Origin of the sequence: Rhizobacter sp. Root1238 (assembly GCF_001425825.1) — a bacterium.
Classification (GTDB): domain Bacteria; phylum Pseudomonadota; class Gammaproteobacteria; order Burkholderiales; family Burkholderiaceae_C; genus Rhizobacter.
Map to the genome: position 1 here is coordinate 57908 of NZ_LMDM01000003.1, position 25451 is coordinate 83358.

21 protein-coding genes, 2 tRNA genes and 3 pseudogenes are annotated in these 25451 nt (G+C 68.6%); 8 read left to right on the plus strand and 18 right to left on the minus strand.

Going from position 1 to position 25451, the window contains the following annotated elements; genetic code table 11:
- Window positions 1–13: 13 nt before the first annotated feature.
- From ASC98_RS04135 to ASC98_RS04155, 5 genes are all read right to left on the minus strand, one after another.
- The gene (locus tag ASC98_RS04135; protein ID WP_056809748.1) at window positions 14–976 is read right to left on the minus strand and encodes a ribose-phosphate pyrophosphokinase; all 963 of its coding nucleotides are present in this window, start codon (window positions 974–976) and stop codon (window positions 14–16) included.
- A gap of 139 nt (window positions 977–1115) precedes the next feature.
- Window positions 1116–1192 (minus strand) — tRNA-Gln (locus ASC98_RS04140).
- Between the two features lie 48 nt (window positions 1193–1240).
- Window positions 1241–2128, minus strand: coding sequence for a 4-(cytidine 5'-diphospho)-2-C-methyl-D-erythritol kinase (gene ispE, locus ASC98_RS04145; protein ID WP_082542177.1), 888 nt, complete (start codon window positions 2126–2128; stop codon window positions 1241–1243).
- Between the two features lie 16 nt (window positions 2129–2144).
- Window positions 2145–2684: an outer membrane lipoprotein LolB gene (locus tag ASC98_RS04150; protein WP_056809751.1), complete on the minus strand. Its 540-nt coding sequence runs from the start codon at window positions 2682–2684 to the stop codon at window positions 2145–2147.
- The gene (locus ASC98_RS04155) at window positions 2681–4543 is read right to left on the minus strand and encodes a tetratricopeptide repeat protein (RefSeq protein WP_056809753.1); all 1863 of its coding nucleotides are present in this window, start codon (window positions 4541–4543) and stop codon (window positions 2681–2683) included. The genes ASC98_RS04150 and ASC98_RS04155 overlap by 4 nt, the downstream gene beginning before the upstream one ends.
- 132 nt (window positions 4544–4675) lie before the next feature.
- Between ASC98_RS04155 and mutM the strand changes: the two genes are divergently transcribed.
- The 3 genes from mutM to mutY all read left to right on the plus strand — a co-directional run bounded on the left by mutM (window position 4676) and on the right by mutY (window position 8691).
- Window positions 4676–5503 (plus strand): bifunctional DNA-formamidopyrimidine glycosylase/DNA-(apurinic or apyrimidinic site) lyase, encoded by an 828-nt coding sequence (gene mutM, locus ASC98_RS04160; protein WP_056809755.1) that lies wholly within the window; start codon window positions 4676–4678, stop codon window positions 5501–5503.
- Between the two features lie 136 nt (window positions 5504–5639).
- Window positions 5640–7619: a dynamin family protein gene (locus ASC98_RS04165; RefSeq protein ID WP_056809757.1), complete on the plus strand. Its 1980-nt coding sequence runs from the start codon at window positions 5640–5642 to the stop codon at window positions 7617–7619.
- 1 nt (window position 7620) lies between these two features.
- Entirely contained in the window at window positions 7621–8691 is a 1071-nt protein-coding gene (gene mutY, locus ASC98_RS04170) for an A/G-specific adenine glycosylase (RefSeq protein ID WP_369820478.1), read from the plus strand.
- 6 nt (window positions 8692–8697) lie between these two features.
- On the opposite strand, the gene ASC98_RS04175 is transcribed toward mutY, so the two are convergent.
- The 4 genes from ASC98_RS04175 to ASC98_RS04190 are packed head-to-tail and all read right to left on the minus strand — an operon-like array spanning window position 8698 to window position 12902.
- On the minus strand, window positions 8698–9318 hold the full coding sequence (locus ASC98_RS04175) for an LON peptidase substrate-binding domain-containing protein (RefSeq protein ID WP_056809759.1): 621 nt from the start codon (window positions 9316–9318) through the stop codon (window positions 8698–8700).
- 29 nt (window positions 9319–9347) lie between these two features.
- A complete protein-coding gene (gene rapZ, locus ASC98_RS04180; RefSeq protein WP_082542176.1) occupies window positions 9348–10328 on the minus strand; it encodes an RNase adapter RapZ in 981 nt (326 codons plus the stop codon).
- The gene (recN, locus tag ASC98_RS04185; protein ID WP_200953092.1) at window positions 10325–12022 is read right to left on the minus strand and encodes a DNA repair protein RecN; all 1698 of its coding nucleotides are present in this window, start codon (window positions 12020–12022) and stop codon (window positions 10325–10327) included. Before recN ends, rapZ begins: the two co-directional genes overlap by 4 nt.
- 7 nt (window positions 12023–12029) lie before the next feature.
- Window positions 12030–12902, minus strand: coding sequence for an NAD kinase (locus tag ASC98_RS04190; RefSeq protein ID WP_056809761.1), 873 nt, complete (start codon window positions 12900–12902; stop codon window positions 12030–12032).
- 69 nt (window positions 12903–12971) lie between these two features.
- On the opposite strand from ASC98_RS04190, the gene hrcA reads away from it, so the two are divergent.
- The 3 genes from hrcA (at window position 12972) to ASC98_RS04205 (ending at window position 14891) form a co-directional block, all read left to right on the plus strand.
- Window positions 12972–13994, plus strand: a complete 1023-nt coding sequence (gene hrcA, locus ASC98_RS04195; RefSeq protein ID WP_056809763.1) for a heat-inducible transcriptional repressor HrcA — start codon at window positions 12972–12974, stop codon at window positions 13992–13994.
- A 60-nt stretch (window positions 13995–14054) separates the two neighbouring features.
- Window positions 14055–14131: transfer RNA gene (locus ASC98_RS04200), tRNA-Ile, on the plus strand.
- An 85-nt stretch (window positions 14132–14216) separates the two neighbouring features.
- A complete protein-coding gene (locus tag ASC98_RS04205) occupies window positions 14217–14891 on the plus strand; it encodes a tRNA-uridine aminocarboxypropyltransferase (RefSeq protein ID WP_369820477.1) in 675 nt (224 codons plus the stop codon).
- Between the two features lie 103 nt (window positions 14892–14994).
- Here the strand turns inward: ASC98_RS04205 and ASC98_RS04210 are convergent, their stop codons facing one another.
- The 9 genes and pseudogenes from ASC98_RS04210 to ASC98_RS04240 form a co-directional block, all read right to left on the minus strand.
- Window positions 14995–16086: a sulfotransferase gene (locus ASC98_RS04210; RefSeq protein ID WP_056809765.1), complete on the minus strand. Its 1092-nt coding sequence runs from the start codon at window positions 16084–16086 to the stop codon at window positions 14995–14997.
- Window positions 16083–17096, minus strand: coding sequence for a hypothetical protein (locus ASC98_RS04215; protein ID WP_056809767.1), 1014 nt, complete (start codon window positions 17094–17096; stop codon window positions 16083–16085). The genes ASC98_RS04210 and ASC98_RS04215 overlap by 4 nt, the downstream gene beginning before the upstream one ends.
- Entirely contained in the window at window positions 17093–17773 is a 681-nt protein-coding gene (gene cysC, locus ASC98_RS04220) for an adenylyl-sulfate kinase (protein ID WP_082542175.1), read from the minus strand. Before cysC ends, ASC98_RS04215 begins: the two co-directional genes overlap by 4 nt.
- Window positions 17774–17789: 16 nt before the next feature.
- Window positions 17790–18512, minus strand: a pseudogene (locus ASC98_RS31480) (sulfate adenylyltransferase); the annotation flags it as partial.
- 1 nt (window position 18513) lies between these two features.
- A pseudogene (locus ASC98_RS31485) lies at window positions 18514–19181 on the minus strand (GTP-binding protein); the annotation flags it as partial.
- The coding region (gene cysD, locus ASC98_RS04230; RefSeq protein ID WP_235581160.1) for a sulfate adenylyltransferase subunit CysD at window positions 19181–19861 on the minus strand (681 nt) is incomplete at its 5' end. The pseudogene ASC98_RS31485 and the gene cysD, both read right to left, overlap by 1 nt.
- Window position 19862: 1 nt before the next feature.
- Window positions 19863–20329, minus strand: a pseudogene (locus ASC98_RS31490) (phosphoadenosine phosphosulfate reductase family protein); the annotation flags it as partial.
- Window positions 20330–20357: 28 nt separating this feature from the next.
- Complete coding sequence (locus ASC98_RS04235) at window positions 20358–21125, minus strand: sulfite exporter TauE/SafE family protein (protein WP_056805980.1); 768 nt, start codon at window positions 21123–21125, stop codon at window positions 20358–20360.
- Between the two features lie 175 nt (window positions 21126–21300).
- Entirely contained in the window at window positions 21301–22899 is a 1599-nt protein-coding gene (locus tag ASC98_RS04240; protein ID WP_056805982.1) for a methyl-accepting chemotaxis protein, read from the minus strand.
- 624 nt (window positions 22900–23523) lie between these two features.
- Here ASC98_RS04240 and kdpF point away from each other — a divergent pair.
- The gene (gene kdpF, locus ASC98_RS04245) at window positions 23524–23613 is read left to right on the plus strand and encodes a K(+)-transporting ATPase subunit F (protein WP_056805985.1); all 90 of its coding nucleotides are present in this window, start codon (window positions 23524–23526) and stop codon (window positions 23611–23613) included.
- Entirely contained in the window at window positions 23613–25421 is a 1809-nt protein-coding gene (gene kdpA / locus ASC98_RS04250) for a potassium-transporting ATPase subunit KdpA (RefSeq protein WP_056805987.1), read from the plus strand. Before kdpF ends, kdpA begins: the two co-directional genes overlap by 1 nt.
- Window positions 25422–25451: the final 30 nt, after the last annotated feature.

Sequence of the window (25451 nt, forward strand, 5' to 3'; positions counted from 1 at the left end):
CTTTGCTTGCGGATCAGAAGTTGCTGTTCTGCTCCGCGAACAAGGAAGTCACCGATTCACCGTCGGAGATCCGGCGGATGGTTTCGGCGAACAGGAATGCCACCGACAGCGGACGCACCTTCGAGCAGGTCTTGCCCTCGTCGCTGAGCGGGATGGTGTTGGTGATGACGACTTCGTCGAGCTGCGAGCCCTTGATGCGCTCGATCGCCGGACCGGAGAACACCGCGTGCGTGCAGTACGCATAGACGTTCTTCGCGCCGCGTTCCTTCAGCACCTCGGCCGCCTTCACCAGCGTGCCGGCGGTGTCGATCATGTCGTCCATGATCACGCAGTTGCGGCCGTCGATGTCGCCGATCACGTGCATGACCTCGGAGACGTTGGCCTTCGGGCGGCGCTTGTCGATGATGGCCAGGTCGCAGCCGAGCTGCTTGGCCAGCGCCCGGGCGCGCACCACGCCGCCGACGTCCGGCGACACCACCACGAGATCCTGGTAACGCTTACTCTGCAGGTCGGACAGCAGCACCGGCGACGCGTAGATGTTGTCGACCGGGATGTTGAAGAAGCCCTGGATCTGGTCGGCGTGCAGGTCCATCGTCAGCAGGCGCTCGACGCCGACGGCCTCGAGCATGTTGGCGACGACCTTGGCGCTGATCGGCACGCGCGTCGAGCGCGGGCGGCGGTCTTGCCGGGCATAGCCGAAGTAGGGGATCACGGCCGTCACGCGGCGGGCCGAAGCGCGCTTCAGTGCATCGACCATGATGCACAGCTCCATCAGGTTTTCGTTCGTCGGCGCGCAGGTGGGCTGGACGACGAAGATGTCGCGGGCGCGGACGTTCTGCTGGATCTCGATGGCGACTTCACCGTCGGAGAAGCGGCCGACCGAAGCCTTGCCGAGTTCGATGCCGAGATGCGATGCGATTTCCTGCGCAAGGGCGGGATTGGCATTGCCGGTGAACAGCACGGTGTTGAAAAGCACGTTTCCTCCGTCGACGCTCTGGCGGGGTGCGTTGCGGGGTGCGAGCAAGGGCGCATTCATGGTCCAGCGCACCCACCCTTCCGTTTCAGCCCCGCGTGCGCTGGTGTGAGCACCGGGAAACAAGGCACATCAAAGAATTTGGCAGGGGAGGAAGGACTCGAACCCTCGCATGTCGGAATCAAAATCCGATGCCTTAACCAACTTGGCGACTCCCCTACACCGGTTGACCGCAGCCATCGGACCGCGATCCACCTTCAACTTGTCTCAGTCAGCGCACCAGCCCTGCAAGGGATGCTGCACCAGACTGCGGCACATCCGACCCACCCAACCCGACGGCAAGTCCGTCGGCATTGTCGCCGTGGGCGAGTCAGCCATGCCAGCTCTCGAAAACACCGCGCTGCCGGAGCCCGTCATGCGGCTGTTGCCGAAGCGGGCCTCGAGCAGGCGGGCGGCTTGCGCCACATCGGGACACTGGCTCTCGGCCGGGGGCTGCAAATCGTTGCGACCGAACCCGTGCTGAAGCTTTTGTATCCCACCGTCCTCAAGGAAGCCTGCGACTATAACAGCATCTGTGTCGCGAACGAGCAGCGGGCTGAGAAAGATGCCACGGGTTTCGATGCTCGCGGCCGGTTTCACGACCGCCAGCCACTGCGCGGGCAGGTCGAGCGGCGTCAGTTTCTCGCCGATGCCCTCGACCCAGGCGCTGCCCTTTTTCGAATTCGCAAGGAAGAACGGCACGTCGGCCCCCAGCGTCAGGCCGAGCGCCATCAGCCGGTCGCGCGGCCAGTTCAGGCCCCACAGCCGGTTCAGCGCAAGCAGCGTGCTGGCCGCGTCGGAGCTGCCGCCGCCCATGCCGGCGCCCCACGGCACCTGCTTGTCGATCGAGATGTCGGCCCCGAGCGAGGTGCCCGACGCCGCCTGCAACGCCCGCGCGGCACGCAGGCACAGGTCGTCGGCGGGCAGCGCAGCGCTCAGGTCATGGCGCGCGAGCTGCCCGTCGCGGCGCAGTTCGAGGTGCAGCGTGTCGGCCCAGTCGATCAGCACGAACGCCGACTGCAGCAGGTGGTAGCCGTCGTCGCGCCGGCCGACGATGTGCAGGAACAGGTTCAGCTTGGCCGGCGCGGCCACGTCGTACAGGGCGGTCAGGCTCATCGGGCGAGAAGGCAGGTCAGGGGCGATCGATGCGCGCACGCACGACCACGGCCGGCGCCTGCGCGCGTTGTGCAACCACCCAGCCTTCGTCGAAGCGGGCGAGGTTCACGTCCCAGCCCAGTTGCTGGAAGCCCGCGTCGGCCGGCGGCACGGTCGCGCGGCTCGGCGCCCCGGTCCAGGCGCGGCCACGCAACCAGTCGAACAGCGCGACGATCGGCAGGCTCTCGCCGAGCATCTCCTGCGTCAATGCATCGAGATCGGGGTAGCTGCGTTGCTCGCCGCCAGTCGTCAGCAGCGCCTTGCGGCCGGACCAGCGCGCCTGCGCGATCGTCGTGCCGAGCGGCGTCGACAGGTCGAGCCGGCCATCTTGCGGCGTGCCTTGCAGCTCGAAGCTCGCGCTGACCGAGCGCGCCGGCGTCGATGGCGTCGCGTCGACCTTCACCGACATCCGCCCCGAGAGCGACTCCGACGATGCGGTCGGCGCCAGCGGCTGCAGCGTCGTGCAGGCGCTCAGCAGCGCGCCGGCCAGCAGCGTCGCGAGGGCGCGCCGGCTCACAGGTCGACCCGCAGCCGTGCGAGCGTTTCTTTCAGCACGTCGTTCGCGTTGTCGCGGGTGCGGGCGTCGCGCAGCACCTTGCGGGCCTCGTCGCGCTGGCCGCTGATCCACAGCACCTCGCCGAGGTGGGCGGCGATCTCGACGTCCGGCCGCGAGCGATAGGCCTGCTGCAGCAGCTTCAGGGCTTCGCTGCGGTTGCCCAGTCGGTACTCGACCCAGCCGAGGCTGTCGGTGATGAAGGGTTCGCCCGGTGCGAGGTCGAGCGCCTTGCGGATCAGGTCGCGCGCCTCGGGCAGCCGCTGGTTGCGCTCGGCCAGCGAGTAGCCCAGCGCGTTGTACGCATGGTGGTGGTCGGGCTTCAGCTCGATGACGCGGCGCAGCAGGCGCTCCATCTCGTCCATGCGGTTCAGCTTCTCGGCCATCATCGACTGCTCGTACAGCAGGTCGGGATCGTTCGGGAAGCGCTGGTTCGCCTTCGCGAGCACCGTGTTGGCCTCGCTCCACTGCTTCACGTCGCGCAGGATCTGCGCTTCGGCGAGCAGCTTGGCACGCGCGTCTTCGGTCGTCTTCTCGGGCGCCTTGCGGATCAGGTCGCGCGCTTCCTTGACCTTGCCCTGGCGGGCCAGCAGCGACGCGCGCCGGGTCTGCACCTCGAGCGCACGCTGCGGGCTGTCGACCTTCTTCAGCCAGGCCTCCGCGCCGGCGTAATCGCGCTGCTGCTCGGCGGCCTGCGACAGCAGCAGGTAGGCCTGCACCAGGCCCTGGTCGGCGGTCGGCGGCGCCTCGTCGTCATCGTCGTCGCCGCCGGGCGCCACGGGCGCAGCCGGCGCTGGCGCCTGCGCGAAGCTGCCGTTGCCGGCCCGCTGCACGTACTGCATCAGCGCGGCCTGGGCTTCCTTCGGGTGGCGCAGTTCGAGGTGCAGCGCGCCGAGCGTCAGCCACGGCGTCGGCAATTGCGGCTCGGCGCGGGTCACCGCTTCGAGCTGCGGCACCGCATCGGCATAGCGTTGCGTGGAATTGAGCACCCGCGCGTAGAGCAGGCGGAACGAGCTGCTCTTCGGCTGGGCTTCGAGGTAGTCGGCGATCAGCGGCTCGACCGGTTGCCCGGCCGCCAGCAGCTCCAGCGCCAGCAGCGCCGGGCCTTCGGCGGTGCGGTCCAGCGTGTGCGCCTGCTGCGCCAGCTCGAACGCGCGCTTCGCATCGCCGGCCGCGAGCCAGGCCCTGCCGATCGCGACACGGGCCGCGGCGCGCGTCTCGGGCACGTCGAGCGACGGTTCGAGCCAGGCCTGCAGCTGGGTCGCGGTCTGCGTCTTGTCGGTGGCGCGGGCGAACAGCCGCGGCAGCGATGCGATCAGCGCACCGCGCTCGGCCAGCGGCGTCGCGGCGAGCATCGCGCGCAGCGGTTCGTCGGCCTCGGCCTGCCGGTTCAGCGCGATCAGCAGCCGCACCTGGTAGCCCATCGACTCCACCGAATCGGGGATCGCGCTGCGCCAGGCCTGCGCGGCCGCCAGCGCCTGGTCGCCGGCGCGCGCCTGCAGCGCGATCTCGGTGGCACGGCGGAACAGCTCGGGGTCGCGCGTCTTGCGGGCCGCGTCGAGCAGCACCTGGTAGGCGGTGCCGACCTCGCCGGAGCGCAGCTCCATCTCGCCGATCAGCAGCTGGTAGAACAGCGGCGCGTCGATCGTCGAGTTCTCGAACGGTTCGGGGGCGACGCCGCTGGCCGCTTCGGCGGCCGGCGCGGGCAACGCATCGTCGCGCGGGGCCGGCACCTGGGCCTGCGCACCGGTCATCAGTGCCAGCGCACAGGCCACCGCGAGCGCCGTGCGCGCTGCGTGGGGAACGAGGGAAAGGGCCGGCATGCAATGCTCCTGAAACCGTGAATGATTCTAGGGTCTGGTGAGCGCCGCCCGAGAAGACCCCGGGCGGGTCCGGACAAGCGGCACAAGCCCCCGAAGCCGGTCCGACCCGGGCGCGTCGCGATAATTCCCTGCATGCCAGAACTTCCGGAAGTCGAGGTCACCCGACAGAGCTTTGCCGAGCGCATCGCCGGTGCCCGCGTGACCGCCGTGCGCGTGGGCAAACCGCTGCGCTGGCCGCTCGGCCACGAACCGCAGGCGCTTGTCGGACAGCGCGTCGGCGATGCGAGCCGCCGAGGTAAATATTTGTGGCTGCCGCTGTCGGCCGATGTCGACGGCCGGGCCGGCCTGCTGATGCACCTCGGCATGTCGGGCTCGCTCGCGTTCAGCGACCAACCCGGCCCGCCGGGGGCGCACGACCACTTCGACCTCGCGACCACCCGCGGCACGCTGCGCCTGACCGATCCGCGGCGCTTCGGCGCGGTGGTCTGGTCGGAGGCGCTCGACGACGGCGCGGCGGGCAAGCTGCTCGCCGGCCTCGGGCTGGAGCCGTTCGATCCGGCCTTCACCGGCGCCTACCTGCATGCGGCGCTGCAGCGGCGGCGCGTCGCGGTCAAGCTGGCGCTGCTCGGCGGCGACATCGTCGTCGGCGCCGGCAACATCTACGCCTGCGAGGCGCTGTTCGCCGCCGGCATCAACCCGCGGCTGCGCAGCGACCGCCTGAGCCGCCCGCGCGCCGAGCGGCTGGCCGCCGCGGTGCGCGACACGCTGGCGCGGGCGCTCGCGCTCGGCGGCTCGACGCTGCGCGACTTCCGCGATGCGCACGGCATGGCCGGCGCGTTCCAGCTGCAGGCCGGCGTCTACGGCCGCGAGGGCGAGCCCTGCGGCGTGTGCGCCACGACCATCCGCCGCATCGTGCAGGGCCAGCGCTCGACCTTCTTCTGCCCGCACTGTCAACGCTGAGCGAGCGCTTCAATCCCCAAGGAATCGACACTTCCCGCGGGGCTCGGGTGTCGAGATGTTTCGACCGGCGGTCGTCCGACGACCTTGCGCTACCATGAAAGCGCGGCGCGCCACTTTCTTGCGCGCCCGCCCACCCATGTCAACTTCCTTTGCTAGCAGTGTCGATGAGCTGGGCCAGTGGCGACAGTCGATCGGACGTCGGCTCGACGAATACAGCCGCTTCCTGACCGACAACGACCTGGCCGATCCCGCGGCCAGCGAAGCGCTGGATGCACTGCGCCGCAACCTGGTGGGCGAGAAGCTCGTGGTGGCCTTCGTCGCGGAGTTCTCGCGCGGCAAGTCCGAGCTGATCAATGCGATCTTCTTCTCCGACACCGGCCGCCGCGTGCTGCCGGCCACGCCGGGCCGCACGACGATGTGCCCGGTGGAACTGGGCTACGAAGCCGGCGAGGCACCGGCGCTCGCGCTGCTGCCGATCGCGACCCGCCTCGAAGGCCTGTCGCTGGCTGAACTGCGCGGGCAGCCGAAGGCCTGGGGCCACATCCCGCTCGACATCCAGTCGCCCGACCAGCTGACCGAGGCGCTGCGCGAAGTGATGCGCACGCAGTGGGTGTCGGTCGACGATGCGCGTGCGCTCGGCTTCTGGAGCGACGACAACGGCGAGGACAACCCGCCGACGAACGACGCCGGCGAGGTCGAGGTGCCGGCCTGGCGCCACGCGATGATCAACTACCCGCACCCGCTGCTGCAACGCGGCCTGGTGGTGCTGGACACGCCGGGCCTGAACGCGATCGGCGCCGAACCCGAGCTGACGCTGAGCCTGCTGCCGGCGGCGCACGCGATCGTCTTCATCCTCGGCGCCGACACCGGCGTCACCAAATCCGACATGACGATCTGGCGCGACCACCTTGGCTCGCCGTCCAGTTCGGCCTTCGTCGTGCTGAACAAGATCGACGCGCTGCTGGACCCGCTGGCCACCGTCGAGCATGTGCAGGGGCAGATCGAGCAGCAGCGCCAGTCGACCGCGCGCACGCTCGATGTCGCGAGCGAGCGGGTGTTCCCGCTGTCGGCGCGCCAGGCGCTGGCCGCGCGCATCGACGGCGATGCCGCCGGCCTGGCGCAGAGCCGCCTGCCGTTCCTCGAAGAAGCGCTCGGCGCGCAGCTGCTGCCGCAGCGCCGCGAGGCCTTCCAGCAGACGGTGATGGAATCCGCCCAGCGCATGGAGGCGCAGGTCAACCGGCGCCTGGGCGACCGCCGCCGGCAGATGGCCGAGCAGGTGCTCGAGCTGCGCGGGCTGCGCGGCAAGAGCGGCGCCAAGGTGCGCATGATGCTGGAACGCGTGCAGGCCGAGACCGCCGAGTTCGAACAGTGCACCGCGCGGCTGCAGGCGATGCGCATGGTGCACAGCCGCATGCTGAAGAACGCGCTGCTCGACCTGACCAGCGACCGCCTGCGCCAGGAAGTGATCGAGATGCAGAACGCGATGACCGCGTCGCTGCTGCACCTGGGCGCGAAGAAGGCCTTCATCGCGCTGTGCGGCCGCCTGCGCGAGCTGCTCGAAGCGGCGCAGGTGCGCGGCGCCGAGATCCACGACATGCTCGGCGCGTCGTTCGCGAAGCTGAACGCCGAGTTCGGCTTCAGCCTGGCGATCACGAAGGCGCCGGACTTCGGGCGCTTCATCAACGACCTGACGCTGATCCAGCGCAACTACGTGCAGTACCTCGGGCTGACGCAGGCGCTGCGGCTGTCGCAGCCGAAGTTCATGGAGCAGTTCCGCCGCATGCTGGTGTCGAAGCTGCGCGTGGTGTTCGAGAACGCCAGCGGCGAATTCGAGCTGTGGAACAAGACCGCATCGGCCCAGGTCGATTCGCAGCTGCGCGAACGCCGCCGCGGGTTCCGCCGGCGCCGCGAGGCGCTGGAGCGCATCCAGTCGGCCGCAGGCGACCTGGAGCAGCGCCTGGCCGAGCTGGAAGCACAGGATGCGCAACTGCAGCAACTGCAGACGCGCAGCACCGAACTCGGCAACCGCCTGAAGCAGCAGGCGCAGCGCGAGCTGACCGGCACGGCGAGTGCGTCACCCAGCGGCGCCATGCCGCTGTACGCGGCCCAAGCTTGAATTGACGCTGCAGGACAGTTTCGCGAAACCGCTGATCGCGTGGCAGCGGACGCACGGCCGCCATGCGCTGCCGTGGCAGCAGTCGCGCGACCCGTACCGCGTGTGGCTGTCCGAGATCATGCTGCAGCAGACCCAGGTCACGACGGTGCTGGGCTACTACGCGCGCTTCCTCGAACGCTTTCCCGATGTGCAGGCGCTGGCCGCGGCGTCGCAGGACGACGTGCTCGCGCTGTGGAGCGGCCTGGGCTACTACAGCCGCGCGCGCAACCTGCACGCCTGCGCGAAAGCGGTGGTGGCCGAGCACGGCGGCGCGTTCCCGCGCAGCAGCGCGGTGCTGCAGCAGCTGCCGGGCATCGGCCGCTCGACCGCGGCGGCGATCGCGGCGTTCTGCTTCGGCGAGCGGGTCGCGATCCTCGACGGCAACGTCAAGCGCGTGCTGACGCGCTTCCTCGGCTTCGACGGCGACCTGGCCGAGGCGCGCCAGGAGCGCGCGCTGTGGGACGAGGCGACGCGCCAGCTGCCCGATGAGGGCATCGAGGCCTACACGCAGGGGCTGATGGACCTCGGCGCCACCGTCTGCGTCACGCGCTCGCCGAGCTGCCTGCTGTGCCCGGTGCAGGCCGGCTGCCAGGCGTTGCGCGACGGCGCGCCGGAGCGCTACCCGGTGAAGACGCGCAAGCTGAAGCGCGGCCGGCGCAGCAACACCTGGCTGTGGCTGCAATGGGGCGAACGGCTGTGGCTGCTGCAGCGGCCCGGCAGCGGGGTGTGGGCCGGGCTGTGGAGCCTGCCGGAGTTCGATACGCCCGACGCGCTCGACGCGGCATCGGCCGACTGGCCCGGCACGCCGCAGGGGCTGCCGATGTTCACGCACGTGCTGACCCACCTCGATTGGACGCTGCAGCCGGTGCGCTGGACCTTGCCGGCCGATGCCACCGAAAACGAGGTGGCCGCGATCACCGCGACGCTGGCGGACGGCGAGCAACGCGGCGACTGGGTCACGCTGCCCGAGGCGCTCGCGATGGGCCTGCCGGCCCCGCTGCGCAAGCTGCTGACGACCACGCCGCCCGCTTGACGGCGCCTACTTGACGACGCCCTTGCTGCGCAGGAATTCGTCGACCAGCTGAAGCCGCACCACGGCGTCGGGCAGCTCCATCAGTTTCTGCTTGGCGGCCAGCGAGATCGGCAGGATCTCGCACCAGCGGTTCGCGACCCAGCCGGCGTTGTCGAACAGGAAGGGCTTCAGGAACGGTTCCGCGCCCTGCTGCTTCAGCGTCGCGATCGCGTTGGCCAGGCCACGCACCGTCTCGATCATCGCGTCGACCGGCAGCGAGGCCTCGTCGTCGGCCAGCATCTCGACCTGGGCCAGCCACAGGCCGTCGGCTTGCTGGCGCATCCGGTTCACCGCGAAGCGCCGGGTGCCGCGGCAGCGCACCTGCAGGATGCCCGGCTGCGCGCTGTCGACCTCGATCAGCTCGGCCAGCGTGCCGGTCTCTTCGAGCGCGACCGGTTCGCCGGGCTTGCGCACCTCGCCGCCCTGGCGCAGCGCGACGACACCGAACGGCGTGTTCTCGCGCAGGCAGGCGCTCATCAGGTCGAGGTAACGCGCTTCGAACACCTTCAGGCTCAGCAGCCCGCCAGGAAACAGCACCGCCTGAAGCGGGAACAACGGAATGTCGATGGTGGAGGTGTCGGCAGTCATTCAACGGGGCGGCCGGGTGGGCCGCGTTCTCAATCGCGGGCGTCGAGCTCGCGGTGGCGAATCAATGTACCGCTGCGCGCGGCAAATCGCTTCGCCAGGGATTCGGTCAGGTAGACCGAGCGGTGCTGGCCACCGGTGCAACCGATGGCCACCGTCAGATAGCTGCGCTGGTCGCGTTCGAACGACGGCAGCCAGCGTGCGATGAAGGATTCGATCTGCGCCAGCATCTCGGCCACTTCGGGCTGGGCCTCGAGGTAGGCCGCGACTTCGGGATCGCGGCCGGTCTGCGGGCGCAGCTCGCGGATGTAGTGCGGGTTCGGCAGGATGCGCACGTCGAAGACGAAATCGGCGTCGAGCGGCACGCCGTGCTTGAACGCGAACGACTCGAACACCAGCGTCAGCCGGTGCGCCATCGCCTTCACCAGGTCGCGCATCCACAGCCGCAGCTGGGCCGGGCGCAGCTGGCTGGTGTCGACGACGGTGGAGACCTCGCGCAATTCGGCCAGCAGTTCGCGTTCGAGTTCGATCGCCTCGGTGAGTGCGCGGTGGCCGTCGGCCGCGCGGTCGTCCTTGCGGCGGCCCGGCGACAGCGCCGACGCCTCTTGCGACAGCGGGTGCGGGCGGCGCGATTCGGAGAAGCGGCGCACCAGCGTGTCGGTGTTCGAATCGAGGAACACCGAGCGGATCGCGGTGCCTTCGGCGCGCAGTTCGGCGATCAGCGGCAGCAGGTGGGGCAGCGAGCCGGCGCTGCGCACGTCGACCGCGATCGCGACGCGGCGCATCGAGCGCTCGTGCTCGAGCCGCAGGAAGTCGCGCAGCAGCTCGGGCGGCAGGTTGTCGACGCAGAAGAAGCCGGCGTCTTCGAGCGCATGCAGCGCGACCGACTTGCCCGAACCGGAGATGCCGGTGACGAGCACGACCTCGTGCGGCGCGACGGCGGGCGGCGTCGGCTCGGCCGCCGGTGCGGCCGGCGCGATGTCGGGCGTGGCGTCGGGCGGGAGCGCGCTCATGGCTTCTTGCGGCCGCGCGGTGCGGGCGCGATCGTGTCGGCGGCCACCGACAGCATCTCCTGCGCATGCGCGAGGCTGGTGTCCGACAGGCGCTCGCCGCCCAGCATGCGCGCGATCTCGGCGACGCGCACCTCGCCGGCGACGGCATCGATGTCGCTGTGCGTGCTGCCGGATTCGGTGCGCTTCGAGACGACGTAATGGTGATCGGCACAGGCGGCGACCTGCGGCAGGTGGGTGACCGCGAGCACCTGGCGGTCGCGGCCGAGCTGCTTCATCAGCCGGCCGACGGTGTCGGCCACCGCGCCGCCGACGCCGGAATCGATCTCGTCGAAGATCAGCGTGCCGGCGGCATCGCCGCCTTGCGACAGCTGGCTGGTCGTCACCGCGATCGCCAGCGCGATGCGCGACAGCTCGCCGCCCGACGCGACCTTGCCCATCGGCCGCGGCGTGCTGCCGGCATGGCCGGCGACCAGGAACTCGGCCGATTCGAGGCCGAAGGACTGCGGTGCTTCCTGGGCGGTGAGGGCGACCTCGAAGCGGCCGCCGGCCATGCCGAGCTGCTGCATCGCCTGCGTGACGGCGGCGGCCAGCTTCGGCGCCGCCGTCTTGCGCGCCGCGGACACGCGCTTCGCCTCGGCGCTGAACGCGGCATGCGCCTGCGCGAGCGCCGCGTCGAGCGCGTCGAGGTCGGTGGCGGCGTCGAGCGTGCGCAGCTCGCCCTTCCACTGGTCGAGCAGTGCCGGCAGCTCGGCCGGCGCGCGGCGGTAGCGGCGTGCCAGGCTGACCCAGGCGGACAGGCGCTCGTCGAGCTCCTGCAGCCGCTCCGGCTCCAGCTCGGTGTGGTGCAGGTAGCCGCTGAGCGTGTGCGCGGCGTCCTGCAGCTGCGCCTGCGCGCTCTGCAGCACCTCGGCCACGCCGGCGAGGCGGGCGTCGAATTCGGCCATGTTGCCGAGCGCATCGGCGGCGGCGCTGGTCAGCGATTCGGCGTTGACCTCGGCCTCGCTGAGCGCGTCGAGCGCGTGGCGGGCGGCGTCCATCAGCGCCTGCGAGTTCGACAGCCGCTGGTGGTCGGCATTCAGCGTCTCCCACTCGTCGGCTTCGGGGCCCAGCTTGTCGAGCTCGCCGATCTGCCAGGCCAGGCGCTCGCGCTCGCGTTCGAGGTCGGCCTGCTGGCTGCGCGCCTTGTCGAGCGCATCGCCGGTGGCCTTCCAGCGCGACCAGACGGCGCCGAGCGGCGCGACGTCGACACCGGCATAGGCGTCGAGCAATGCGCGCACCGACGCGCTGCGGGTGAGGCTCTGCCAGGCGTGCTGGCCGTGGATGTCGACCAGGTGATCGGCCGCCTCGCGCAGCTGTGCGACGGTGGCCGGGCTGCCGTTGACCCACGCGCGGCTCTTGCCCTGCGCATCGATGACGCGGCGCAGCAGCAGCGTGTCGGCGCTGTCGAAGCCGGCGTCGTCGAGCCAGGCCGCGAGGCTGGCGGGCGCGTCGAACTCGGCCGTGATGTCGGCGCGGGCCGCGCCTTCGCGCACCACGCCGGCGTCGCCGCGGCTGCCGAGCGCGAGCTGCAGCGCGTCGATCAGGATCGATTTGCCGGCGCCGGTCTCGCCGGTCAGCACCGAAAAGCCGCCGGCCAGTTCGACCTCGAGCGAGGTCACGATGACGAAGTCGCGCAGCGCGAGTCGTTTCAGCATGATGGGGTCACAGTCCGGCGTTCCAGTGCAGTTTGCCGCGCAGCGTGGCGTAGTAGCTCCAGCCGCGCGGGTGCAGGAAGCGCACCTGGTGCGCCGAGCGGCGCACGACGATGCGGTCGCCGTGCAGCAGGCTCGCGAGGCTTTGCATGTCGAAGCTGACGCTCGCATCGCGGCCGGCGAGGATCTCGATGCAGATCTCGCCGATGTCGGGCAGCACGATCGGGCGGTTGGAAAGGTCGTGCGGCGCGATCGGCACCAGCACCCAGCCGGCGATGCCCGGGTGCAGGATCGGGCCGCCGGCCGACAGCGCATAGGCGGTGGAGCCGGTCGGCGAGCCGACGATCAGGCCGTCGGCCCGGTGGTTGGCGACGAATTCGTCGCCGATGTCGATCTTCAGCTGCACCATGCTGGCGGTGGCGCCGCGGCTGACGACCACGTCGTTCATCGCGATGCCTTCGAAGATCACCCGGCCATCGCGCCAGACGCCGCCTTCGAGCATGGTGCGGCGTTCTTCTTCGTAGTCGCCGGCGATCATCGGGGCGAGGGCTTCCTCGAACTGGTCGATCGGCAGGTCGGTGATGAAGCCCAGGCGGCCCTGGTTGATGCCGACCAGCGGCAGGTTGAAGCGGGCGAGCTGGCGAGCGATGCCGAGCATCGTGCCGTCGCCGCCGACCACCACCGCGAGGTCGCAGTGCTGGCCGAGCTGTTCGGGCGTCAGCGCCGGGTAGTCGGTCATGCCGGTGTTGAGTGCCGTTTCGGCTTCGAGCGAGACCTCGAGGCCTTGCCGGCCCAGGAATTGCGCGATGTCCTGCAGCACCCCGCGCATGCCGAGGGCCTGGTACTTTCCCACCAGCGCTGCGTGTCGAAAACGGGTCGGCATGCGCGGGATTACACCACAGCGCCCCCTGGAAACCGGGGCGCAAACCGGCCTCGCGCCTACAATGAAACCATGCTGGACGAGCGAGCCAAAACACTGCTGAAAGCGCTGGTCGAACGCTACATCGCCGACGGACAACCGGTGGGGTCGCGCACGCTGTCGCGGGCTTCCGGGCTCGACCTGTCGCCGGCCACCATCCGCAACGTGATGGCCGACCTGGAAGAACTGGGGCTGATCGCGAGCCCCCACACCAGTGCGGGGCGCATCCCGACGGCGCGTGGTTACCGCCTGTTCGTCGACACGATGCTGACCGCGCAGCCGCTCGACCTGGCGCGTGCGACGCCCGCGATCGAGCAGCCGCAGCTGCAGCCCGACCAGCCGCAGCGGGTGATCGCGAACGCGGCGCAGCTGCTGTCCAGCCTGTCGAGCTTCGTCGGCGTCGTGACGGCGCCGCGCAAGGCGAGCGTGTTCCACCACATCGAGTTCCTGCGGCTGTCGGAGAAGCGGGTGCTGGTGATCCTGGTGGCGCCCGATGGCGACGTGCAGAACCGGGTGATCTTCACCGCGCAGGATTACACGCAGAGCCAGCTGATCGAGGCGAGCAACTACCTGACGGCGCAGTACGCCGGCCTGACGATCGAAGAAGTGCGCGAGCGGCTGAAGAGCGAGGTCGATGCGTTGCGCGGCGAGATCGCGGCGCTGATGCAGGCGGCCGTGCAGGCCGGCAGCGAGGCGATGGCCGACAGCCAGGAGCAGGTGGTGATCTCCGGCGAGCGCAACCTGCTGACGGTGCAGGACTTCAGCAGCGACATGGGCTCGCTGCGCAAGCTCTTCGACCTGTTCGAGCAGAAGACGCAGCTGATGCGCCTGCTCGACGTGAGCAGCCGCGCCGAAGGCGTGCGCATCTACATCGGCGGCGAGAGCATGGTGGTGCCGTTCGAGGAGCTGTCGGTGGTGTCCGCGCCGTACGAGGTGAACGGGCAGGTGGTCGGTACGCTGGGGGTGATCGGGCCGACGCGGATGGCGTACGACCGGATGATCCAGATCGTCGACATCACGTCGCGGCTGGTCAGCAATGCGCTGAGCCAGAAGTAGGTCCGTTCGGCTGCACAGCGGCGCGAGCTGCACACCTACAATCGGCGCTCCTTTCCCGAGGGGCCGTTAGCTCAGTTGGTCAGAGCAGAGGACTCATAATCCTTTGGTCGTTGGTTCAAGTCCAACACGGCCTACCAACGCGATCGAGGACTTGGCACTGTTCGGCCGGGAGCCTCGATCTTCCGGTGTAGTCGCCGGAGCTCAGCCTTCCACGCCTTCGTGTTGACCTGGTCGATCGGCCGGCCGACGTGCGACCATGCCGGCGTGAACGGTGCATCAACCCTCTGCCGCGTGGCTTGCGCGCGCTGCCTGCGGCCGCAGGTGGCGTGCCTGTGTGCGCTGACAAGGGCGACCGCCCATCGAACCGAAGTGCTGGTCCTGCAGCACCCGCGGGAACAGCGGCAGGCCAAGAACAGCGTCGCGCTGTTGCGTCTGTCCCTGGCGCATTGCGAAGTGGTCGTTGGCGAGCGCTTCGAGCCGGGGGCGTTGGCGGCGCTGTTGCAGAGGCCCGGGATGGACACGCGGCTGCTCTACCCGGACGTGCCCATGGCCCCGGCGTCGTCGGCCGCCGGGACGGCGGCGGGTGCGTCGGTGCGCCTGGTGGTCATCGATGCGACATGGCGCAAGAGCCTGCGCATGCTTCTGGAGCACCCGGCCCTGGCGGCGCTGCCACGGCTGTCGCTGGACGCGCCAGCGCCGACCCGTTACAGGGCGATTCGCGCGGCTCGGCGAGCCGACCAGGTCTCGACACTGGAGGCTACCGTGCAGGCGCTGGCGACGCTGGAGGGCCGGTCCTTCGACGCCGGGCCACTGCTCGACGCATTCGGCCTCTTCGTCGCGGGGGTTGCGGCCCGTCAGAGGCCCCAGGCGAAATCGGCCGAGACGCAGCAGGCATGACGACCGTCGACCTCAGCGCAGGCTTCAGCATTCACCAGATCGCCCATGGTGCATTGGCATTGCCGTATGCCGCCCCGCGGCACGAATTGCAATGGCCACCACGTCATGTGGCTGCAGTTGCGGCATGCAACCGGGACTGATGTGCGAGGTTCAAGCGCTCGCGCACGGCGGCAAGGTGGTCCGCCCTGACCCGCCGCAGAACGAAGTCGCGGTAGTTGGTGCTGCTGAGTTGGCTCCAGGCCTGCGCCCGGCCCACCGCGGATCGCTGCGCGCGCGATGCGAGAACCGCTTCGTCCGGAATGGGAGCGTTCGCGTCGGTCATGAATTCATAGCCGTAGGAGCGCATGTGCTCCGTCGCCACCGTTTCGATGACCTCGATTTCGTCGACGCTCAGCTGGCTCTTGAACTTGTCCCGGTTTGCCGGGATGGGACCGAAGCAGTTGGAGGACCACAGATCCGACAGCTTCGACATCTGCCGTGCTTCAGTGGAAGCTGCCACGTCGAGCATCTGCGGCAGGAAGTCCAGGCCGATGAAGTCGCAGATGCCGCGCAGCACCAGCTCCTGGTCGGCGAGGAAATCCTCGTACCGGATGGTGAGCACGCGCTCTGGATGCGTGTGGACGAGGCGCTGGGCCGCATCATGCGCGGCGACCCACGTCATCGCATTGAGCGTGCTGTCGAAGTCGTGGATGATCGCGCGGTTCATCGACGCCACCTGGGCGCGCGGGTCCCGCACCACGTTCAGGAACAACATGTCCGGGAAGAGCTCCATCAACTCGGCGGCGTAGTGGATGCTGTCGAGGGACTTGTCCATCACGACGCGGGCGTGCTGCTGTTCGCCGCTGCGCAGCAGCAGCTCCCACACCACGCGATGCACGCTGCGCTTCTCGTCCTTGATGGCGTCGAAGATCTCGCCCGGATCGAACGCGACGTCGGGCCACTTCACCATGCTGGCGGCCTGCAGGCCGACGACGTCCACGACGAGCTGGAAGTAGTTGCGGTCCTCGGCCAGGTCGCCGTAGAGCGGAACCAGCGGCATGAAATCGACGATGTGCAGCGGATACGGCGAATAGAACCCGTCACTGAAATTCAGCCGGAGTCTCAGCGCATGGCTGCCGCATCGACGCAACGGCACCATCAAAAGCGGGCGAGGGCGGCCCGGATGGGACGTGGAGGTGGCTGGCTGACGGGTCATGATGGTTTCCCTGTGATGTGATTTGAAAAGTCGGCGATGAACTGCTCCAGTTCGGTCGCCGGCAGCCGATCGATGCCGGCGGCCGCATGCCGTCCACCGCCACCCGGATAGAGTCGGCACAACGCTTCCGCCGGCCTGCACTGCGCAGGCGATCGGACGCTGACCAGGAAGTGGCCGTCCGAACGGCGCGTGAGCACCGCGAACGACCTGTGCGGCTCGTCGCGCGAGAGGCGGTTCGCCAGCGTTCCGGAAAGCCGCCGGGCCCATGCCGTACCCGGCAGCAGGTAGACGTCGCCATCGGTGCTTCGCCAATGGGGCTCGAGCGTTTCGAGGTGATGCTGATCGTCGGCGCGGCCGGCGGCCAGGTGGCGGTATTCGTCCGCATCGGCGATGAAACCGAATGGGCTCTCGAAGTGGTGCACCGCCCGGTAGAGGTCGATCGGCGGGAAGTGCAGGTCTTCCACGGCTTCGCCGTAGGCGTTGTAGTTCAGAAGCTGCCCCAGCTGCTCGAGGCTCGCCGTCTCGTTCGTGCCGAGACCGCGCTGCGAGGCAAGACGGCGCGCAACCTCGAACAAGCCGTCGCCGAAGGCTCCCACGACGGCCCACTCGCGAAAGCGGCCGCCCAAGTGGCGGTCTGCCAGCAAGGCCGTGCAGACGTCCGCGGAAGGATCGATGTGGCTTTCCAGGCGCGGGTGGCAGAACAGGCTGCGTGCCGAATGGTGATCGAAGTAGCGCACGCGCCCGCCGGCCTCCAGTGCGCGGCGCACGCCGACTTCGTTCCTGTCGAACGACACGTCCAGCACGGTCAGGTCGCTGGGCGGGTTCGAGTCGCCCCATTGCCCCAGCAGATCGATGTCGCGCTTGACGCCACTGACGAGCTGCGCTGCACGCGGCTCGGCCATGCGCAATTGGTGCAGGCTGCAGATGCCGTCGGCGTCGCCATTGAACAGGTCCACCGCCGGCAGGTGGCCCGGGCGGTCCGACGATGCGAATGGCTGGATCGGCGTCATGACACGATGGCGCAGCGACCGACAAGAAAGTCCATCAGCTTCTCTGCTGATTGATCGGGGCTGTGCAGGTCGGTGTCGATGCGCAGCGCGGGAGACTGCGGGGTCTCGTACGGTGCCGACACGCCGGTGAAATGGGGGATGGCGCCCGCGCGGGCCTTTTCATAGAGACCTTTCGGGTCCCGTGCTTCGCAAACGGCCAGCGCCGTGCTGACATGGACTTCGATGAACCTCGCGTCGCCGATGATGGACCGGGCTTGTTCCCTGTCTTCCTGCCGCGGCGAAATGAGCGCGGTGAACACGATCAGCCCCGCGTCGTTCATCAGCGCGGCAACTTCCGCGACACGCCGGATGTTCTCGCGCCGTTCTGCGGGCGAGAAGCCAAGATCGCTGCTGAGGTGGTGGCGGATGTTGTCGCCGTCCAGCACGAATCCCAGGTGCCCCTGGGCATGCAGCCGGCGCTCCACCGCATAGGCCAGGGTGGATTTGCCTGCGCCGCTGAGGCCTGTCAACCAGACCGTCGCCGGCTGCTGGCGCAGCAAGGTGTGCCGCTCCGTCGCCGAGACCAGGCTCGGGTGCTTCACCACGTTGAGACATGTCGCGCCGCGTGCCACCGCAGGGGCATCGGCGTCGACATGGCACGGACGCGCCCGGACAAGGGAATGCGTGGAAGGAGTCATGGCGCGAGCAAGCCTCTCAGGACGGCGAACGTTCATTGACCAGCAATGCCCCGCTGGTGCGATTGGTCGCCGGGTCGACGATGATCAGCGAGCCGCCGACGCGGTTCGACTCGTACGCCTCGACCGGCAGCGCCTGCTGTGTCTCGACGATCACGTGGCCGATCTCGTTGACGGCCAGCTGGTGCGCTTCGGTCGCTTCCAGCGTGTGGATGTCGAGCCGGCTCTCGATCGCGGTGATGCGTGCCTGCACCCAGCGGTTGCCGTGGCGCACCCAGTACTTGCGACCGACGACGGCCGGCTCGGTGTCGAGCCAGGCGAGCGTCGCGCTGAAGCGCTGCGTCTCGTGGATGGTCGACGGCGTCGCGATCCAGTCGCCGCGCGAGACGTCGAGCTGCCGGTCGAGCACGACGCCCGCCGACTGGCCGGCCTCCACCACGTCGGCCACATCGCCGGCCAGCCGCACCTCGGCCACCACCGCGGTCTGGTTGCTCGGGAAGACCTGCACCGTGTCGCCGGCCTTCACSCGGCCGTGGGCCACGCGGCCGTACAGCGTGCGCGGCTGGTTGCCGGTGCCTTCGCCTTCGCGCGACACGTACTGCACCGGGATCAACAGGTCACCGTCCTTGCGCTCCTGCAGTGCCGGCAAGGCTTCCAGCAGCTGCAGCAGCGACGGGCCGTCGTACCAGTCGGCGGCCAGCGGCTGCGTGACGTTGTCGCCGCGCAGCGCCGACACCGGGATNGGCAAGGCTTCCAGCAGCTGCAGCAGCGACGGGCCGTCGTACCAGTCGGCGGCCAGCGGCTGCGTGACGTTGTCGCCGCGCAGCGCCGACACCGGGATCACGCCGGCCACCGCRATGCCGGCCTGCTGCGCGAACGCCAGCAGCGCGGTCTTCGTSGCSGCRAAGGCCTGCGCCGGGTCGCTGACCGCRTCGAGCTTGTTGACCGCGAACACGATGCTCGGCACGCGCAGCAGGTGCGCCAGCAGCGCATGGCGGCGCGTCTGCGCCAGCAGCGGCATCGGGCTGGCGTGGGTGTCGAGCTTGGTGATGTCGACCAGYACSACGGCCGCATCGCTGCCGGCCGCGGCCGTCACCATGTTGCGGGTGTACTGCTCGTGGCCGGGGGCGTCGGCGATGATGAACTTGCGCTGCCGGGTCGCGAAGTAGCGGTAGGCCACGTCGATCGTGATGCCYTGCTCGCGCTCGGCCTCCAGCCCGTCGGTCAGCAGCGACAGGTCGATCGGCGCSCCGGCGGCGCGCTTCTCCAGCGTGTCGAGCTGGTCGGCCAGGATCGCGCGGCTGTCGAACAGCAGCCGGCCGATCAGCGTGCTCTTGCCGTCGTCGACGCTGCCGGCGGTSAGGAAGCGCAAGGCGCGGTGGTCTTTCACTTGAACTTGCGGGGTGCTCATCAGAAGTAGCCCTCTTTCTTGCGGCGTTCCATCGACGCRTCSGASGTGCGGTCGTCCATGCGGGTCGCRCCGCGTTCGCTGACCGTCACCTTCAGCGTCTCGGCGACGATCTCGGTCGCGTTGGCGGCCGGGCTCTCGACCGGGCAGGTGCAGGTCATGTCGCCGACSGTGCGAAAGCGCACCTCGGCGGTCTCGACCACCTCGCCGGCCTCGGGCGGCGTCACCTCGGTCAGCGGCACCAGCAGGCCCTTGCGGCGGATCACCTGGCGGTCGTGCGCGTAGTACAGGTTCGGCAGCGGGATGTTCTCGCGGGCGATGTACAGCCACACGTCGAGTTCGGTCCAGTTGCTGATCGGGAACGCGCGCATGTGCTCGCCCGGCTTGATGCGGGTGTTGAACAGCGTCCACAGCTCGGGGCGCTGCTCCTTCGGCTGCCATTGGCCGAAGCTGTCGCGGTGCGAGAAGATGCGCTCCTTCGCGCGGGCCTTCTCTTCRTCGCGGCGSGCRCCGCCCATCAGCACGTCGAAGCGGTGTTCCTCGATSGCTTCGAGCAGCGCCACCGTCTGGTGGCCGTTGCGCGACTCCAGCGGGTGCGACAGGCGCACCGTGCCGCGCTTGATCGAGTCTTCGAGGTGGCCGACCACCAGGCGCTCGCCCATCTCGGCGATGCGGCGGTCGCGNTCCAGCGGGTGCGACAGGCGCACCGTGCCGCGCTTGATCGAGTCTTCGAGGTGGCCGACCACCAGGCGCTCGCCCATCTCGGCGATGCGGCGGTCGCGAAACTCGATCACTTCCGGAAAGTTGTGGCCGGTGTCGACGTGCAGCAGCGGGAACGGCAGGCGGCCCTTGAACTCACCATCGGCGCCYTTGGTCTTGAAGGCCTTCTCGGCCAGGCGCAGCACCACGCAGGAATCCTTGCCGCCCGAGAACAGCAGGGCAGGGCGCTCGAACGCGGCGACGGTCTCGCGCAGGATGAAGATGGCTTCTTCCTCGAGCCAGTCGAGGTGGGATTGATCGAGGTGGGCTGTCACCCGCTCGGGCACGGCGCGCGAACGGGGACGCTCGCGTTCGAGTGGCCCGCCGGCGGCCGCTTCGTCCGGGAGCACCGCAACGAGATCGCAAAGGGAGGGGTCGTCATGTCGTTTCATGGGGTCCTTCGTTGCCGGGCGTCCGCGCTCAATGGATGACGCGGAGGCCGGCAGTCAACAGAGACACGCACAACAACCCGCGTGTCACCTTTTCCGGCAGGGATCTGATCAATCGCGCGCCCAGCCAGATGCCGGGCAGGGATCCGACCAGCAGGCTGGCGAGCAACGGCCAGTTGACGTTCCCGAGGGCCGCATGCCCCAGGCCCGCGACAAGCGTGAGCACCGCCGCATGGGCGATGTCCGTTCCGATCAGGCGTTGGATGGGAAGTCGCGGGTAGAGGACGAGGGTCAGGGTCGCGCCGATCGCGCCGGCGCCGATCGAGCTGAGCGACACCAGCACTCCCAGCAGCAGCCCGGCGACCACGGTCAACGCGCGCTTGCGCGATGTCGTGAGCAAGGCATCGAGCTTCAGGCCCACGGTGTGGCAGAAGGGACGACAGGCCACCGCGGCCGCGGTCATCAGCAGGGCCACGCCCAGCACCTGCATCATCAGCAGGCTGACCCCCTTCGTCATGCCGGTATGGCGCATCAGCACGATCGTTGCGATCGTCGCCGGGATGCTGCCCAGCAGCATCCACCCGACGATGCCGTAGTCGACGTGGCCTTGGCGGTGGTGGGCGACCGTTCCGTTGGCCTTGGTGATGGCCGCGAACCACAGGTCGGTGCCGATGGCCACCGGCGCACTCAGGTTGAAGACGCCCATCAGCAGCGGCGTCATCAGCGATCCGCCACCCACGCCGGTCAAGCCGACGATGGCACCGATTGCAAACCCACTCGCCACTGCCAGCCAGTCCATGACATCCCCATCTTGAGGTGCCGGCGGGAGCCGGCGCGGTGGATAGCGTTCCAACCGATGCCCAGGCGGCGTCGGTCGCGACCGGCAGCACTGCTGCTGCGCGGTCGTGTCGATTCAAGCGTTGTGGCGGCGCGTGGAGTCCAGGCGGAACCCGGACGTCGAGCCCTGCCGTTGTCTAGGCGAAGCTGTGCTGCGGCGCGGCATCGTTGCCGGCGACGCGAAACACGGAGATCGCCACCGACAGCTTCTCGGCCTGTTGACGCAGGCTCTCGGCAGCCGCCGATGTCTCCTCGACCAGGGCCGAGTTCTGCTGCGTGGTGTCGTCCAGCTGCGCCACCGCCTGATTGATCTGGCCGACGCTGGAGCTCTGTTCCGAGCTGGACTGCGTGATGTCGGCGATCAACTCGCTCACCTTGCGAACCTGTTGCACGGCCTCGTCGATGGTCTTGCGCGCCGCATTGACCTGCACGGTGCCGGCGTCCACCTTTTCCACGCTGCTCGTGATCAGGCTCTTGATCTCCTTGGCCGCGTCCGCCGAGCGCCGGGCCAGGTTGCGCACCTCGCCCGCCACCACGGCAAAGCCGCGTCCTTGCTCGCCGGCGCGCGCCGCCTCCACCGCGGCATTGAGTGCCAGGATGTTGGTCTGGAAGGCGATGCCGTCGATCACCGTGATGATGTCGGAAATCTTGCGGCTCGAATCCTGGATGCCTTCCATGGTCTCGACCACGCGCTCGACCGCGCCGCCGCCCTGCCCGGCCACCTCGGACGCCTTGCCCGACAGCAGGTTGGCTTCACGCGCATTGTCGGAATTCATCTTGACGCTGTCGGCCATCTGCTGCATCGACGCGGCGGTCTGCTGCAGGCTCGAAGCCTGCGACTCCGTGCGCGAGGACAGGTCGAGGTTGCCATGGGCAATCTGCGTCGCGGCGGTCACCACGGTGTCCACGCCGACGCGCACCGTGCTGACCATGCTGGACAGATTGGTCGTCATCAGATTGAGCGAGCCCAGCAGTTCGCCGATCTCGTCCTGCGACCCGATCGGCGCCTGGCGCGTCAGGTCGCCTTCGGCCACTGCCCGGGTGATGGTCACCGCTTCGGTCAGCGGTCGGGTGATCGACCGCGTGATCGCCAGGGCTGCCACCACACCCACCAGCATGGCCGCTGCCGCCAGGCCTCCCAGCGTCCACAGCACGGCCTGGTAGGTTTCCCGGCCTTGCTCGATCATGCGCTGGGCATTCTCATCGCTGTGCGCCAGCCAGGCGTCCTTCGCCTTGATGAGGTTCATGTTGTCCACGCGGGCCTCGCCCAGCATGATGCCGACGGCGACGTCTCGCTGTGCCGGATCGTCGAGGATGGCGCGCGACGCCGCCATGACCTTCTCATTGGAACGCACGAAGGTCTCGAACCTGGCCTTCACTTCCTGCCAATTGGCGCGGTCCTGATCGTCCTGGAACAAGGCGCGCGAAGAATACCCCTCGAGCACATTGCGTGCGGAGTCGACCGATTTCGCGGTCATCGATTCGGCCTCTTTTTTCTGCTCCAGCTTGCCGAGGATGTGGAGGAACGAGCGGCGTCGCGCATCGTCGGCGCTGCGCATGAACTCGGTGACGAGCTTGTAGGACGCCATGATGTGGCTGTCGTAGTACTCGGTGTGTGCCTGCAGGCGATCGGCCTGCACCTTGGCCGTGAAAGCCAGGACCGCCAGCATGGCCAGCAAGACGGCGAAGCCCGCACTGAGGCGCGTGCCGATCTTCACTTTGGACAGGAATTTCATCCTTTTGCTCCCTGAGATAGACGCTGAAATGTGTCACTACTATCGACACGATGGGAAATTAATAGAGTCGGAAAAGACCGGAAATCCACTCCCAATTGCGTCGTTGAATGATCGTCTTCGATTTATTGCGCCGCGCAATTGACACCAATCAATGATGATCAATTGGCCCCTCGGCATCAACATGTCGCCGTCCCGGCGAACGTGAAAATATCCGCGCGATGCCGCAGATCGAATTGGCGGGCGACTCGCAGCAATGAGCGCTGGGAATTATCCGACGCGGGTGGCGCGTACTGCGTCACGGCGAGGCGGTTGGAGGTGATCGGAGTCATCTATCCGACAAGCAATGCGGTCGCGGTAATTGGGATGCTTTTCCACGCGCGCACCACCCTGTGAACTGTGCCGATTTTTCGCCGGCCGGCACTGCGGGGGCGAAGGCTCTTTATGCATTCTTTATGCGCCGAGCCCGAATCTATATACCGATTTGATGCGGCGATCCCTACGCTTGCAGACATCCGAATCACCCCGTGAGGAGTTCATGGACGTTCTGTTTCTGGGCGCGGTCGCCGCGATGTTCATCGCCATCGTCGGCATGACCATCGGCTGCGATCTGTTGGGAGCACGCCAATGAGTTGGCTCTACTGGCTCGCGGGCCTGGCCTCGCTCGGCCTGCTCGCCTACCTCGTCTTTGCATTGCTGAAGGCGGAGGACTTCTGATGAACTCGCAAGCCTGGATTCAGCTGGCGGCCTTCCTGGCCGCCCTCGTGCTGCTCGCGTGGCCGCTCGGCCGGTGGCTCGCCGCGGTGGCAGAGGGGCGCTTCCCGCGCTGGCTCGCGCCGTTCGTGAAGGCCGAGCACGGCCTGTACCGGCTGGCCGGCGTCGATGCCGCGGCCGGCATGGGCTGGCGCCGCTACGCGATCGCATTGATGGTCTTCAACCTGCTCGGCGTGCTGGCGGTCTACGCGCTGCAGCGCCTGCAGGGCGTGCTGCCGCTCAACCCGCAGGGGATGGCCGCGGTCAGCGCCGACTCGGCGTTCAATACCGCGATCAGCTTCGTCAGCAACACCAACTGGCAAGGCTATGCCGGCGAGTCGACGATGAGCTACCTGACCCAGATGCTCGCGCTGACGGTGCAGAACTTCTTTTCGGCCGCCACCGGCATCGTCGTCGTGATCGCACTGGTGCGGGGCTTCGCGGCCCGCTCGTCGGCGTCGATCGGCAACTTCTGGGTCGACATCACCCGCGTCACCGCGTATGTGCTGCTGCCGCTGTCGCTGGTGTTCGCGATCTTCCTGGTCGGCCAGGGCGCGATTCAGAACGTCGACGCCTACCAGGACGTGAACACGCTGGAGAGCACGAGCTACCAGTTGCCGAGGAGCGGTCCCGATGGCCAGCCGCTGAAGGATGCCAAGGGCAACCCGGTGATGGACGACCTGAAGACCGACAAGCAGACGCTGGCCATGGGTCCGGTCGCGTCGCAGGAGGCCATCAAGATGCTGGGCACCAACGGTGGCGGTTTCTTCAATGCGAACTCCGCGCATCCGTACGAGAACCCCACGCCGCTGAGCAACCTGCTGCAGATGCTGGCGATCTTCCTGATCCCGGCCGCGCTGGTGTTCATGTTCGGCCGCATGGTCGGCGACATGCGCCAGGGCTGGGCGGTGCTGGCCGCGATGACGGCGATCTTCATCGTCTCGGTGGTCGTCGTCACCGCACAGGAACAGCAGGGCAACCCGCTGCTCGCACCGCTTGGCGTCGACCAGGTCGCGAGCGACACGCAGCCGGGCGGCAACATGGAAGGCAAGGAGGCCCGCTTCGGCATCGCCGCCACCGGCCTGTTCGCTGCCGTCACCACCGCCGCATCGTGCGGCGCGGTGAACGCGATGCACGACTCGTTCACGCCGCTCGGCGGCATGGTGCCGCTGGTGCTGATGCAACTCGGCGAAGTCGTCTTCGGCGGCGTCGGCACCGGGCTGTACAGCATGCTGATCTTCGCGATCCTGGCGGTGTTCATCGCCGGGCTGATGATCGGCCGCACGCCCGAGTACCTGGGCAAGAAGATCGAGACCGGCGAGATGAAGATGACCTCGATCGCGATCCTCGTCACGCCGATCCTGGTGCTGGCCGGCGCCGCCATCGCGGTGCTGGCCGATGCCGGCAAGGCGGGCATCGCCAACCCCGGCGCGCACGGCTTCTCGGAGATCCTGTACGCGCTGACCTCGGCCGCCAACAACAACGGCAGTGCCTTCGCGGGCCTGTCGGCGAACACGCCGTTCTACAACACGCTGCTGGCGGTGGCGATGTGGTTCGGCCGCTTCGGCGTGATCGTGCCGGTGCTGGCCATCGCCGGTTCGCTCGCCGCGAAGAAGCGCCTGGCCGTCACGGCCGGCACGCTGCCGACGCATGGGCCGCTGTTCGTCACCCTGCTGATCGGCAGCGTGCTGCTGGTCGGCCTGCTCAATTACGTGCCGGCGCTGGCCCTCGGGCCGGTGGTCGAGCACCTGATGTTGTGGGCCCCGAAGTGACCACACCGCAGAGCCACGACAGGACACCCT

Coding starts and splice junctions, on each gene's coding strand:
- kdpF (WP_056805985.1), top strand. CDS start 23,524: ATGAGTTGGCTCTACTGGCTCGCGGGCCTGGCCTCGCTCGGCCTGCTC.
- ASC98_RS04175 (WP_056809759.1), bottom strand. CDS start 9,318: ATGACTGCCGACACCTCCACCATCGACATTCCGTTGTTCCCGCTTCAG.
- cysC (WP_082542175.1), bottom strand. CDS start 17,773: ATGACTCCTTCCACGCATTCCCTTGTCCGGGCGCGTCCGTGCCATGTC.
- ASC98_RS04235 (WP_056805980.1), bottom strand. CDS start 21,125: ATGGACTGGCTGGCAGTGGCGAGTGGGTTTGCAATCGGTGCCATCGTC.
- ispE (WP_082542177.1), bottom strand. CDS start 2,128: ATGAGCCTGACCGCCCTGTACGACGTGGCCGCGCCGGCCAAGCTGAAC.
- ASC98_RS04215 (WP_056809767.1), bottom strand. CDS start 17,096: ATGACGCCGATCCAGCCATTCGCATCGTCGGACCGCCCGGGCCACCTG.
- recN (WP_200953092.1), bottom strand. CDS start 12,022: ATGCTGAAACGACTCGCGCTGCGCGACTTCGTCATCGTGACCTCGCTC.
- mutM (WP_056809755.1), top strand. CDS start 4,676: ATGCCAGAACTTCCGGAAGTCGAGGTCACCCGACAGAGCTTTGCCGAG.
- hrcA (WP_056809763.1), top strand. CDS start 12,972: ATGCTGGACGAGCGAGCCAAAACACTGCTGAAAGCGCTGGTCGAACGC.
- kdpA (WP_056805987.1), top strand. CDS start 23,613: ATGAACTCGCAAGCCTGGATTCAGCTGGCGGCCTTCCTGGCCGCCCTC.
- ASC98_RS04240 (WP_056805982.1), bottom strand. CDS start 22,899: ATGAAATTCCTGTCCAAAGTGAAGATCGGCACGCGCCTCAGTGCGGGC.
- ASC98_RS04190 (WP_056809761.1), bottom strand. CDS start 12,902: ATGCCGACCCGTTTTCGACACGCAGCGCTGGTGGGAAAGTACCAGGCC.
- rapZ (WP_082542176.1), bottom strand. CDS start 10,328: ATGAGCGCGCTCCCGCCCGACGCCACGCCCGACATCGCGCCGGCCGCA.
- ASC98_RS04155 (WP_056809753.1), bottom strand. CDS start 4,543: ATGCCGGCCCTTTCCCTCGTTCCCCACGCAGCGCGCACGGCGCTCGCG.
- ASC98_RS04165 (WP_056809757.1), top strand. CDS start 5,640: ATGTCAACTTCCTTTGCTAGCAGTGTCGATGAGCTGGGCCAGTGGCGA.
- ASC98_RS04210 (WP_056809765.1), bottom strand. CDS start 16,086: ATGACCCGTCAGCCAGCCACCTCCACGTCCCATCCGGGCCGCCCTCGC.